This is a genomic window from Microcoleus sp. Pol1C5 (assembly GCF_036701115.1).
Taxonomy (GTDB): domain Bacteria; phylum Cyanobacteriota; class Cyanobacteriia; order Cyanobacteriales; family Microcoleaceae; genus Microcoleus.
The window spans coordinates 21,991-35,061 of the sequence record NZ_JAUBQE010000015.1 but is presented as its reverse complement, the minus strand read 5'-3'; the positions used below and the strand labels follow the sequence as shown (position 1 = coordinate 35,061).

The following is a 13,071-nucleotide window of genomic DNA, read 5'->3' as shown; positions in this document are numbered from 1 at the left end:
GAATAAACCTTACAAAATCACAAAACTATGGCTATTAACTTGACAAAAGGACAATCGATCGTTCTCAGCAAAAGCGAATACGACTTGTCCAGACTGACAATGGCTTTGGGCTGGGATGTTGCACAAGCTAAAAAAGGTCTTTTTGGCAGAAGCAGCGGTGCCAATTTTGACTTAGATTCCTACGCTCTGCTGCTGGGAGAAAATGGCAAAATAAAGAACTACAAAGAGGATGTAATTTATTACTCTCATTTGGAGTCAAAGGATAAAACAGTTGTTCACTCAGGCGACAATCTCACGGGGGCTGGAGATGGAGACGACGAACAAATCTTGGTTAAACTGAGTTCTTTGCCAGAACAATATCACAAAATTATTTTGGGCGTGAATATTTATGATGGGAAAGAGAGAAAACAGCATTTTGGCTTAGTAGAAAATGCTTTTGTGAGGGCGGTAGATGCGACTGGGAAAGAAATAGCTCGCTATCGCTTGTCAAATGACCCTTCTTATGAAGGAAAATTAAATATGTTGATGGGAGAAGTCTATCGAGAAGGCGGCGAGTGGAAGTTTAAGGCTTTGGGAAATCCTTTGTCTGAAGATTTGAACGGTGTTGTCGGTTCGTTTATGCGGTGATATGAAGGATGTTTTTTAACCGCAGATAAACGCAGATAAACGCAGATGTAATTTCATCTGCGTTTATCTGTGTTAATCCGCCGACATCTGCGGTTAAAAAAGCTACTCCAATCAATCTTTGACCGGCCGCATTGTCGGGAACATCACCGCATCGCGGATGCTTTGAGTATTAGTTAAAAGCATCACCAATCTGTCTACGCCGATGCCCATTCCGGCACAGTTAGGCATCCCCAAAGATAGCGCTTGAATAAAATCTTCATCCATTGGATGCGCTTCATCATCGCCCGCATTTTTCTGTGCTAACTGTTCCTCAAACCGCTTTCTTTGCTCCTTCGGATCGTTCAATTCTGAGAAGCCGTTCGAGTATTCTGTACCGTTGATAAATAGCTCGAAACGTTCTACAAATCCCGGCTTGCTGCGATGTCCTTTTGCTAAGGGGCTGACTTCAACAGGATAGTCGATGATGAATGTAGGTTGAATTAGTTTGGGAACAACTAATTTGTCAAAAACTGCATACAGCACGTACCCTAAACTCTGTTGTTCTAACTTAGACAGGTGCAGTTCGAGTTTGCTTGCAGATTCGATCGCACTTTCCAAGTCCAAACTGTCAAAATCCAGCCCAAACTCGTCTCTGACAGCTTCTACCATCGTTTTCACTTGCCAGTGTTTGCCGCTGAAACCGGGATATTTTTCGCTGTAGTCGAACTTGCGTTCTAAACTAATCGTTTCCCCCTGATTTTCAATTTCCTTGACATCCCCAAATACCGCCGCCGCTGCGAAACACATCACGTCTTCGACAACTCCTAAAATGTCGAAAACATCAGCATAAGCTTGGTAAACTTCTAAAGATGTAAACTCTGGATTGTGGGTGCTGTCAATTCCCTCATTTCTAAATGCTTTCCCTAGTTCAAAAACTCGCTCGAAACCGCCGCAAATTGCTCTTTTTAAGAATAATTCTGGAGCCACTCGCAAATATAAATCCACTTCCAAAGCATTATGGTGAGTGATGAAGGGTTTAGCAGCAGCACCGCCATAAATAGCTTGCAGTGTTGGCGTTTCTATTTCGTAAAAATTGGCTTGCCACAGATAGGAACGGATGCTTTGAACGATGCGGCTGCGAAGCATAAAACGGTTGAGCGCATCTTGGTTGCTTGCCAAATCCATTTCGCGGTGACGGCGGCAAACTTCGGGGTCGTTAATTCCATAATAAGAATCGGGAAATTGAATGGTAGCTTTTGATAAAAGCTTTAATTCCCTGACTAAAATAGAAAGTTCTCCCCTGGGGGTGCGGCATCCGATACCTTCGACGCCGACAAAATCGCCGACATCGAGCAATTTTTTAATTTGTTCAAAGCTCAAACCGACTTCGCCGGTGACGATTGCTTTCTCGATTTTGAGTTGAATCTTGTCTGTAGCGTCTTTTAAATCGATGAAACCAATTTTGCCGCTGTCTCGCTTGGAAGTGATGCGGCCGGCTAATCGCAGGGGAATTTCTTCGGGGTCAGTTTCTCCGTTTTCGAGTTCTTTTCCCGGCTGACTAAATATTTCGCGAACTTGCTTGGCTGTGTGCGATCGCGCGTAGGATTCACTGGGATAAGGTTCTATGCCTTGCGATCGCAGTTCGTCTACTTTTTGACTGCGGACTTCGGCTTCACTGAGAGTCATTAGTTATTGCCTGATTAAAATTACAAATATCTGACATCTTGCACTATTCTGGCGATCGTGCGATCGGGCGTTGCTTTGAGCAACGCCCCACAAGAAAATTCACTCTTTGTGGAACAGGCATCTTGCCTGTTCGTGACAAAGCTGCAAGATGTCAGAAACACCAAACTCTATCATAACAGGGGGGTTTTGAGAGCCAATTTGCCAAATAATAAGTTACACCCTCTCGTAGCCCGATCGCACAGAGCAGCACTCGCCCCAGAAATATCTCCGATAACAATTTACGATCGACTGCACAAAGCGACCGAAACATTAAAAAATTAAGTTGTCTGTCGATCGCAACAGGTGAGATGATATGTAGTGCAGCCTCACGGCAGTTCCACAGAAACTGAACAGCAGAAACGCGAGCGATCGAACTCGGCTCATCGCACCTCTGTCAGAATCGACCACACACACTCTCTCTTAACGTATAAAAACCAGAATTATGGCTGTTGCAACCCAATCACTCGAAGAACTCTGCATCAACTCTATCCGCTTTTTGGCCATCGATGCGGTAGAAAAAGCAAAATCAGGACACCCGGGACTGCCGATGGGCGCTGCCCCTATGGCTTTTGTGCTGTGGGATCGGTTCATGCGGTTCAACCCCAAAAACCCCAAGTGGTTTAATCGCGATCGTTTCGTCCTCTCCGCCGGGCACGGGTGTATGCTACAGTACGCCCTCCTGTACTTGACAGGCTACGATAGCGTCACCCTCGACGACATCAAGCAATTTCGCCAGTGGGAATCCAGAACCCCCGGACACCCCGAAAACTTCATGACCGAAGGCGTAGAAGTTACAACAGGCCCCCTGGGACAAGGAATTGCTAATGCCGTCGGTTTGGCAATGGCAGAAGCTCACCTCGCTGCTAAGTATAACAAGCCCGACCACACAATTGTTGACCACTACACCTATGTCATCATGGGTGACGGCTGCCACATGGAAGGCGTTTCTGGCGAAGCTTGTTCTTTGGCCGGACACCTCGGACTCGGCAAATTAATTGCCTTGTACGATGACAATCACATTTCTATTGAAGGCGACACAAGCTTGGCCTTTACTGAAGATGTGGGCAAGCGTTTTGAAGCTTACAATTGGCACGTAATTACAGTAGACAATACCGCTCTAGACGAAGATACTAACCTAGAAGCAGTTCACAAAGCTATTGAAGAAGCCAAAAAAGTCACGGACAAACCGTCCATGATTAAAGTCCGCACCATCATTGGTTACGGTTCTCCCAACAAGCGCAATTCTTACAGCGCTCACGGTGCTGCTTTGGGTAGCGATGAAGTGCAAGCAACTCGCGATTTCTTGAAGTGGGAACACGCACCGTTTGAGATTCCTGATGATGCTTTGTCACACTTCCGCAAAGCAGTCGAACGTGGCGCTCAATCTGAGCAAGAATGGCAGAAAGCTTTTGATGCTTATAAAGCAGCATATCCTGCAGAAGCAGCAGAATACGAGCGCACGGTTGCTGGCAAACTTCCTGAAGGTTGGGATCAAGTTTTGCCGACATACAAGCCGGAAGATAAGGCAGATTCGACTCGGAATCATTCTGGAAAATGTTTGAATGCTTTGGCAGGTGTCTTACCTGAATTGATCGGCGGTTCCGCTGACTTGGCATCTTCTAACATGACTTTGCTCAAGGGTGAAAAAGACTTCCAAAAAGGTCAATACGAAGGACGTAACCTGCGCTTTGGTGTGCGGGAACACGGCATGGGCGCGATCGCCAACGGTATGGTCCTCCACGGCGGTTTAATTCCTTACTGCGCAACGTTCTTGGTATTTGCTGACTATATGCGGGGAGCAATTCGCCTCTCGGCACTCTCGGAAGCTGGAGTTATTTATGTAATGACTCACGACTCCGTAGCCTTGGGCGAAGATGGTCCGACTCACCAACCCGTGGAAACTTTAGCTTCTCTGCGCGTAATTCCCGATTTGTTGGTAATGCGCCCTGCGGATGGTAATGAAACATCCGGCGCTTACAAAGTGGCAGTTGAAAGCCGCACCCGCCCAACTTTAATGGCTCTGTCTCGTCAAAACCTGCCCAATTTGGCTGGAAGTTCGATCGAAGGAACGGCCAAAGGCGCTTACATTTTGTCTGACGATGGCGGCACTCCCGACATCATTTTAATCGGCACCGGCGGCGAAACATACCTCTGCGTTGATGCCGCTGAAAAATTGCGCGCCGCAGGCAATAAAGTGCGGGTAGTTTCGATGCCTTGCTGGGAATTGTTCGACTTACAAGATGCCGCTTACCGCGAATCTGTACTGCCAAAAGCTGTTACTAAACGCTTGGCAGTTGAAGCGGCTGCTAGCTTCGGCTGGGGACGTTATTTGGGCTCCGAAGGCGATAGCGTCAGTATTGACAGATTCGGCGCTTCTGCACCGGGCCCCGTTGCTTTAGAAAAGTTTGGCTACACAGTTGATAATGTGGTAGCTAAGGCTCAGGCGCTGTTGGGCTAATAGCAGCAGCATAATTTTTGGTGGGGCGGGCTTCGAGCTCGCCCCATTTTTTATAGCAGAAGGAAGTTCGGCAACGGATTAGCTTTCTTCGGATGTAACAGATGTAACAGATAGATGGAAGAAGGCTTTAGCTATCTAGGAGAGAAGGCTTTAATTATCTAGAAGATAAGAAAGAAGGAAGGAAAAGCTAAAATCTAAAATCTAAAATCGGAATATTGGGTTTCACTTCGTTCTACCCAACCTAGAGCTCGCTAGAACTCGCGAATCATTAAGAATTGCTATATTAAGAGTTACGGAATAAAAACCAGTTTCTACGACAATATTCGGTTTGGCAACGAGGCATCTAACCAGAAACCGGGTTTTTAGCCCTCGGTGCGTTCAAGACTGTATCTTTCAAAAATTTGAGATAGGTTATAAGTCATTGGGTTAAATCACCAATTAGCAATTCCCGCTTACCAATTACGAATTACCAATTACTAATTCTCGATTACCCATTCCATTTATGATGATTTGGAATTTTTTAAATCAGTTGTTATTCACCGGGAATTATATTCCTCAAGGCTACTGTTACCTTTGGCAGCGAGAGCTAGTCGCGCTCCACATAGTGTCAGACTCTATAATTGCCCTGGCCTACTATTCAATACCGCTATCCCTAATTTATTTTATCGGTCAGCGAAAAGACTTGCCCTTCCGTAACATCTTTTGGCTGCTTGCAGCGTTTATTATCTCTTGCGGCACTACTCATATAATGGAAGTTTGGACGCTTTGGCATCCTGTTTATTGGGTGTCTGGCAGTCTGAAAATTATTACCGCCGCGATTTCTGCTTACACCGCTTTTGCATTAATTCCTTTTGTTCCCCAAGCATTAACTCTGCTGAGTCCAACTCAATTAGGGATGATCGATTCAATACTGCAAAAAGAAATAATAGAACGCCGAGCAACGGAAGCTCGCTATCAAACTTTAACTGAAGCTTCGCCGGTAGGAATATTTTATGCAGATGCTGAAGGAGACTGCTTGTATGTCAACGAGCGCTGGTGTCAAATTTCGGGAATTACCTGTGATGAAGCTTTGGGCAAAGGGTGGTTGCAAGGCATTCATCCAGACGACCGCGAGCGGGTTTTTTCTGAATGGTATGGCGCCGCGCAGGAGAAATTGCCTTTTAAATCTGAGTACCGCTTTCAAGGCATTAATCACACTCAAATCAGTTGGGTATTCGGTCAATCTGTCGGTCAAGTCGGAGAAAATGGGGATGTTAAAAGTTATGTGTGTACTATTACTGATATTACAGAACGCAAGCAGGTAGAAGAGGAAAATCGACGGCTCAATGAAACTCTGGAGCATCGAGTTGCTGAGCGCACTGCTCAAATTGAAATTTCTAACCAGACATTGCAAAAAGAAATAGCCTACCGCGAAAAAATTGCGCTAACTTTGTTGGAGTTGACGCAACTGCAAAATGCAATTCTTAATAGCGCTAACTACACAATTATTTCTACAGACCCAGACGGTACAATTAAAACATTTAATCGGGCGGCAGAGCAACTTTTAGGTTATTCGCTAGAAGAAGTGGTGGGTAAAGTCACGCTAGCAATAATTCACGATCCTCTGGAGATAGCTAAAAGAGCTGAAGTTCTTTCTGATAAATTGAGAGTGAAAATAGAGCCGGGAATTCAAGTATTATTTGCCTTGCCGTGCCGGCAAATCGCTGACGAAAATGAATGGACTTACATTCGCAAAGATGGTTTGCGGTTTCCGGTACTGCTGTCGGTGACGGCCTTATTTGATAGTAACGGAAATATTAACGGTTTTTTGGGTATCGGTCAGGATATTAGCGATCGCAAACAAGCGGAAAAAGAGCTGCGTGACCTAACCAGTGCCATGCAAAATGCGGTGGAAGGCATTTCACGGCTGGATATTCAGGGGCGCTACGTGAAGGTTAACCGAGCTTACGCTCATAAATGCGGTTACGAACCGGAACAAATGCTTGGCATGGAATGGCAGAGCACCGTACATCCGGGCGATGTTGAGATGATGCTCTCAGCTTATCAGGAAATGCTAATTTCTGGCAAAGTAGAAGTTGAAGCTAGAGGAGTCCGAAAAAATCGCTCGTTTTTTTATAAGCAATTAACGATGGTAAAAGCTTGCGACGCACAAGGGATATTTAACGGTCATCACTGTTTTATGAAAGATATCACTGAGCGGAAACTAACTGAAACTGCTTTGCTAGAAAGCGAATTCAAGTACAGGCAAATAGTTGAATTAGCAGAAGAAGGTATTTGGGTAATTGACAGAAATAGCCTCACGACTTACGTAAACCACGCAATGGCGCGAATGCTAGGTTATAGTGAATTAGAAATGTTCGGGCGGTCGCTTTTTGATTTCATGGACGAACGGGACAAACCACAAGCTATTGAAAATATCGAGCGGCGCAAGCAAGGTATTGGTGAACAACACGAATTTAAATTCAAAACCAAGGACGGCAAAGATATTTGGACTGATATGTCTACCAGTCCCGTCATGGACTCCCAGGGGAATTTGCTGTCTTGTTGCGCCTTGGTTTACAACATTACAGGCCGCAAAGAAGCAGAGCACCAAATGCTGCAACTTACAGAAGATTTGAAGCGTTCCAACGAGGAATTAGAACAATTTGCTTACGTGGCTTCCCACGATTTGCAAGAACCGCTCCGAGCCGTTACCAGTTACACTCAATTACTGGCCCAGCGCTATCAAGGAAATTTGGACGATCGCGCAGATAAGTATATTCATTATATTGTCGATGGCGCCACCAGAATGCAGCAGTTAATTAACGATTTGTTGGCGTATTCGCGCCTGGGAACGAGGGGTCAGGAGTTTGAGCAGGCGGACTGCAACGCTGTGGTTAAGCAAACTATCTGCAATTTGCAAATTGCGATCGCCGAAACAAAAGCTGTAATCACCTGCGACGCGATGCCAACCGTGATGGCGGATGAATTTCAACTGGTGCAATTATTCCAAAATTTGCTCGCCAACAGCATCAAATTTTGTCGCCAAGATATCCCGTTGATTCATATCGCTGCCTGCAGGCAAGAGAGCGAATGGGTGTTCAGCGTCCGCGATAACGGCATTGGCATCGATCCGCAGTATGCCGATCGCATTTTTATCATTTTTGCGCGCCTGCACTCCCGGCGCCAATATTCCGGTACTGGTATAGGTTTGGCGATGTGCAAGCGCATTGTTGAACGCCACGGCGGTCGGATATGGGTGGAATCTCAGGAGGGAAAAGGAGCGAATTTTTACTTCACTATTCCTATAATTAGTACCTGAAGCCTCAAAGTTCAATTTTGTTTTTATACTTTAAAGGATACGCCGGTTATGAGCGATCGAAGCACTGTTAGACCTATAGAGATTCTGCTGATTGAGGATTCTCCCAGCGATGCCGATTTGGCAATAGAAGTCCTCAGTCAGGGTAAAATATTGAATAACTTGCATTTTGTGGAGGATGGAGTCGAAGCAATCAAGTTTTTGCGGCAAAAAGAACCCTATCTCAGAGTACCTCGTCCCGATTTGATTTTGCTCGATTTGCATCTGCCGAAAAAAAGCGGTATAGAAGTGCTAGAAGAAATTAAAACTGATCCCAAGTTAAAATTAATTCCTGTAGTAATTCTCAGCACTTCAGCAGCGCCCGAAGATATTTTTAAGTCATACTCCCTCCACGCCAACTGTTACATAACAAAACCGGTAGACTTCGTTGAATTTACGAAAGTAGTCAGGTTAATTGAGGAATTCTGGCTGGCAGTCGTCAAACTTCCTCTAAATTAAACGAACAGATGCTTTGCTTATGAACGCTATAAAAGTTTTCAACCTATGGGAATTCGCCTGGTGGATGATTCGCTCATTGAGACTGAATGGACTTTATAAAAGCTGGCGACAAGCCAATTTTTAACAATTAGAAAGTTGTATCAAATATGGTATAAGAAATAATTTTGTTTATTGAATATAAAGCAGGTTTTTCTCTTCGCCTTCACGTCCAAATATAATTCTGCTTAGCTTAATTTTGCCTAAAAAAACGGTTAGAAATATTGATAGAAATCAACTCAGCCCTCAAGTTAAAAATGATTAGGGTGGTAATTATGACAACCTCAGCAGCAGATGAAGAGATGCTCAAGTTTTATTACCTGTAAGCCCGGTGCTACATCACTCAACCTATCGATTTTAGTCAAGTCGCTAAGCTGGTGAGATGGATTGAGGATTGGTGGCTGGTGGTGGTGACAGTTCCCAAATAATAATTTTCAAGTTGAAAATGGCAAGGGAAAGCAAAAAAGTTTAACCTAAGATTGGTAGAGTAAAATTTTTACAGTCAAAAACGTCTAAGCTATGTGGATTAAAATTCTGTTAGTAGAAGACAATCCGGCTGATGCTGATTTACTTGCAGAACTGTTAGAAGTATCTGTGGGCGTCGAGTGGGAACTGGTGTCTGTTGAGTTCTTGCATGAGGCGATCGCACAACTGTGCAAACAACCCTTTGATGTAGTTTTGCTCGACCTTTCTTTGCCGGACAGTCGCGGTTTGGAAACGCTAACTCGCCTGCGAGAAGTTGCTCCTGATGTGCCAATGGTGGTAATGACAGGCTTGGACGATGAGGCGATCGCCCTCGAATCAGTTCGCTTGGGAGCTCAAGACTATATTGTTAAAGGTCAAATTACTACTCAATTATTAGTGCGGACGATCCGCTATGCGATCGAACGCTCTCAAACCTTTCAAATGCTGCGGGAAAGCGAGCGCCGCTTTCGGGCGATTTTTGACTCATCATTTCAGCTAACCAAGCTGCTGACTCCCGAAGGAATTGTGCTGGAAGTGAACGAGACAGCCCTCGATTTTGCCGGATTGCGATCGGAGGGTATTGTGGGCCGCCCGATTTGGGATATGGCGATTTGGGCCCAGTCGCCACAGGTTTCCGAACAATTGCAATGCGCGATCGGCAAAGCAAGTCGCGGCGAGTTTTTCCGCAGCGAAATCGACTTGTTAGGCAAAAGTGGCCAGATTATGACAGTTGATTTCTCACTGAAACCTGTTAAAAATGAAACAGGACAAGTTTTGCTGCTGATTGCGGAAGCCCGTGACATTAGCGATCGCAAACGAGCCGAAGCGGAAATTCTCAAAGCCCTCGCACGAGAAAAGGAACTTTCACAACTGCGAGCTAAATTTGTCACAATGGTTTCCCACGAGTTTCGCACACCTTTGACAACCATCCAATTTTCCGCTGGATTGCTGCAAGATTACAGTTCTCAGTGGCCCCAAGATAAAAAATCTACTCATTTTGTGCGGATTCAATTAGCAATTAAACGCATGACAGAGTTATTAGAAGATATCCTCGTAATTGGCAAAATCGAAGCCAATACTTTGCAGTTTCAACCGGTTTCCTTAAACCTTGAAAAATTTTGCCGTCAACTGGTAGAAGAGCAGCAGCTCAACGACAGCAACCAACACCCGATCGCCTTTCAATACGAAGGCGACAACTGCGAGGCGCAAATGGATGAAAAACTGCTGCAGCAAATCTTGGGAAATGTCCTCTCAAATGCCATCAAATATTCCCCCGCCGGCAGTACAGTTTCCTTGCACCTCAACTGTCAAAACAAAGAAGCTGTTTTCCAAGTTCAAGACCAGGGCATCGGCATTCCCCAAGCCGATCGAGAGCGGATATTAGAAACTTTTTACCGAGCTACAAATGTCGGCACTATTTCGGGAACAGGTCTTGGCTTAGCAATTGTGAAGAGGGCTGTGGAACTTCACGGCGGCCAACTTGCGATCGACAGTCAAGAAGGAAAAGGTACAACTTTCACTATTACCTTGCCTCTCATTTGCCCTCCCAGTCAATAACAACTGAATTATCAACTATACATATCCGCTATTTAACGATTAATTAAGCGCCTAACAAACAAACTTATCAAGTGCTTGAACCCAGAATTTTCCAACAAACTACTAACTAAAAGGAGCTATCACCGTGGCTAAGATTTTGGTAATAGAAGACGAAGAAGCGATTAGAGAAAATATTTTAGAGTTGCTAGAAGCCGAAAATTTTGAAGGAATAGGAGCAATTAACGGCCAAGTCGGCATCAAATTGGCTATCGAACAAATCCCGGATTTAATTTTGTGCGACATGATGATGCCAGAAGTAGATGGTCACGGCGTCATCAAAGCTTTGCGCTCCGAACCCTTGACTGCCACAATTCCGTTTATTTTCCTCACAGCAAAAGCCGATAAAGTTGACATTCGCACGGGCATGGAACTGGGAGCGGACGATTACATTACTAAGCCGTGTACGCCGCAAGAACTTCTAAAAGCCATTGCTATTAGACTTGAAAAACAAAAAACAATTAGCCGACAATCTCAAAAGACGCTAGACGAATTACGCACTAATATTAGTATGTCGCTGCCCCACGAATTGCGGACTCCTTTGAATGCAATTCTGGGTTTTTCTGAGCTGATTCTGTCAGAATATCAGGTCTTAGAGGAATCAGATATCTTAGAGATGATCGGTCAAATCCAAACTTCCGGTCATCGCTTGTATCGACTAATTCAGAACTTTTTGCTGTATGCAGAATTGGAGATAGCAGCCACAAATCCCGAACTGCTAAAGGAGATGCGAAACAGCGAATTTAGCTGTGTAAAATCTTTGCTGAGTCAAAAAGCGAGGCAGCAAGCAAAACACGCGAATAGAACCGACGATTTACAATTAAACTTGCAAGATGCGTCAGTAGCTATGGATTCTGTCAGACTCGCAAAAATTGTTGAAGAACTCTTGGACAATGCCTTCAAATTTTCTTTAGAAGGAACGCCTGTTTTATTAAGCACTTTCGTCGAAAATCAGACTTTTATTCTGTCTGTCAAAGACCAAGGCCGCGGCATGACTGCCGATCAGATTGCACAGCTAGAAGCTTACAGGCAGTTCGATCGCAAACTGTACCAACAAGCAGGTTTGGGATTGGGCCTAGCCATCGTTCAACGCCTTGCAGAATTGCACGGAGGAGAATTTAAAATAGAAAGTTTGCCGCAGCAAGAAACAATAGTTTGCGTTTCTCTGCCTGTCTAAACAATGATTAGACCAGTTTCAAAATAAATCTAACTGTAGGCAAACTCCCAACCATTATGGAATAAATCATTCCCAATTCTAAACTCTAAAATTTAAAATTGTATTATGGAGGAGCGATCGGGTGCATCTCACTTTTGCAAATACATCAAGTGGAAAGTTCACCATTAAGATAAGCACAGCGAAGAGAAAGGATAGAGGAAACATTCTCGATATTCCACTGTGCCCCCGATAGTTTCACTCTTAGTCCAATTCGTTTAATCGTTGATTCAATGATTCCCGAACCGATTGAGCTTAGGGATTCTTCTTTATAAGATTGATAGTTAACTATTCGGCTGCGATGAGTTTCTAAATAATTACAAAATGTTTTAAATGATTTTTTTTTCAGATTTTTAAATAAATTGATAACTTCATTAACCTTCCCTGACCATAACAGACTTTCTGCTTGCTTTGAGCGTTTTATTGAACCTCCTGCTTTATAGAGATTTTCTTTCAGATGATACCAATCTAAAATTTCTTGTCTTTGTTCAGTCCCTCCAATTTCTTGAAAGAGGTTCCAAATTCCGGGATGACCATCTCCTATACAATATATAGGATGCAGAAGTTTTTGGCTATTACTCCAATCAATTAAATCTTGATTGTTTTGAAAAAATGCTCCACAATAAAGATTATCTAAGCAGAGGGCTTTATAATCTTTCCAATAACACGGCTCGTCTTTTTGTTCGTTATGTAGCCTGATTTTGCCTCCATCTAATGTAATTTCTTGGACCCCTTGTTTAGATGTAGGCAATTCAAATTCTTGTCGGCTTACTAATCTGTGTAATGTACTATGAGAAACTGGGATTACTGTGAAAATTTCTAAATCTTTTTCTCCTCTTTCATAAGATTCATTGGCACTAATTAAAAGAGCGCACTTATCCATTATGGGGCTGAGTTGAGTAGAGGATTTTAATCCAAAATATTCTGCCTGATTATCTGTAATATTCAGCAACCCGACTACGGATTTTATTTTTCGGGTTCTTCCTGTTTTAATTCCTGATACTGTTGAAAAAAAACGCTACCTAGTTCTGGGCCCACTTCTGCTAATATTTTTTGACGTAAAGATTTTTCGATACTTTCAAAATTTGACAGCTCGGTTGGAGCTGTATTTCTGTAAAGAATTTCTGCTACCTCTTTTAAGTGTGCTTTTAGGCGCTGTCGATCTTCGGGTGTCATTTT

General features: G+C 43.9%; 9 protein-coding genes. 6 read left to right on the top strand and 3 right to left on the bottom strand.

The genetic code is table 11. The features are described from left to right. Positions 1-27: 27 nt before the first annotated feature. Complete coding sequence (locus QUA23_RS10755; RefSeq protein ID WP_333075992.1) at positions 28-627, top strand: TerD family protein; 600 nt, start codon at positions 28-30, stop codon at positions 625-627. A 111-nt stretch (positions 628-738) separates the two neighbouring features. Here QUA23_RS10755 and lysS read toward each other — a convergent pair whose 3' ends face one another. Both lysS and QUA23_RS10745 read right to left on the bottom strand, forming a co-directional pair. Beyond that, entirely contained in the window at positions 739-2,292 is a 1,554-nt protein-coding gene (lysS, locus tag QUA23_RS10750) for a lysine--tRNA ligase (protein ID WP_333075994.1), read from the bottom strand. Between the two features lie 309 nt (positions 2,293-2,601). Continuing rightward, positions 2,602-2,739 (bottom strand): hypothetical protein, encoded by a 138-nt coding sequence (locus QUA23_RS10745; RefSeq protein WP_333110366.1) that lies wholly within the window; start codon positions 2,737-2,739, stop codon positions 2,602-2,604. A gap of 34 nt (positions 2,740-2,773) precedes the next feature. Here QUA23_RS10745 and tkt point away from each other — a divergent pair, with 34 nt between their 5' ends. The 5 genes from tkt (at position 2,774) to QUA23_RS10720 (ending at position 11,856) form a co-directional block, all read left to right on the top strand. Beyond that, on the top strand, positions 2,774-4,789 hold the full coding sequence (gene tkt, locus QUA23_RS10740) for a transketolase (RefSeq protein ID WP_333075995.1): 2,016 nt from the start codon (positions 2,774-2,776) through the stop codon (positions 4,787-4,789). 502 nt (positions 4,790-5,291) lie between these two features. Next, complete coding sequence (locus QUA23_RS10735) at positions 5,292-8,090, top strand: PAS domain S-box protein (protein ID WP_333075997.1); 2,799 nt, start codon at positions 5,292-5,294, stop codon at positions 8,088-8,090. Between the two features lie 48 nt (positions 8,091-8,138). Then, a complete protein-coding gene (locus QUA23_RS10730) occupies positions 8,139-8,585 on the top strand; it encodes a response regulator (RefSeq protein WP_333034689.1) in 447 nt (148 codons plus the stop codon). Between the two features lie 555 nt (positions 8,586-9,140). Further along, on the top strand, positions 9,141-10,643 hold the full coding sequence (locus tag QUA23_RS10725; protein ID WP_333075998.1) for an ATP-binding protein: 1,503 nt from the start codon (positions 9,141-9,143) through the stop codon (positions 10,641-10,643). Between the two features lie 124 nt (positions 10,644-10,767). Next, positions 10,768-11,856, top strand: coding sequence for a response regulator (locus QUA23_RS10720; protein WP_333075999.1), 1,089 nt, complete (start codon positions 10,768-10,770; stop codon positions 11,854-11,856). Positions 11,857-12,001: 145 nt separating this feature from the next. Here QUA23_RS10720 and QUA23_RS10715 read toward each other — a convergent pair. Further along, a protein-coding gene (locus QUA23_RS10715; protein WP_333076000.1) for an ISKra4 family transposase occupies positions 12,002-13,068 on the bottom strand; the annotation gives its coding sequence in 2 pieces (ribosomal slippage) (positions 12,002-12,909 and positions 12,909-13,068; 1,068 coding nt in all). Positions 13,069-13,071: the final 3 nt, after the last annotated feature.

What these genes read in the sequence shown, in the direction of transcription:
- tkt (WP_333075995.1), top strand. Translation starts at nt 2,774, where the DNA reads ATGGCTGTTGCAACCCAATCACTCGAAGAACTCTGCATCAACTCTATC.
- QUA23_RS10755 (WP_333075992.1), top strand. Translation starts at nt 28, where the DNA reads ATGGCTATTAACTTGACAAAAGGACAATCGATCGTTCTCAGCAAAAGC.
- QUA23_RS10725 (WP_333075998.1), top strand. Translation starts at nt 9,141, where the DNA reads ATGTGGATTAAAATTCTGTTAGTAGAAGACAATCCGGCTGATGCTGAT.
- lysS (WP_333075994.1), bottom strand. Translation starts at nt 2,292, where the DNA reads ATGACTCTCAGTGAAGCCGAAGTCCGCAGTCAAAAAGTAGACGAACTG.
- QUA23_RS10730 (WP_333034689.1), top strand. Translation starts at nt 8,139, where the DNA reads ATGAGCGATCGAAGCACTGTTAGACCTATAGAGATTCTGCTGATTGAG.
- QUA23_RS10735 (WP_333075997.1), top strand. Translation starts at nt 5,292, where the DNA reads ATGATGATTTGGAATTTTTTAAATCAGTTGTTATTCACCGGGAATTAT.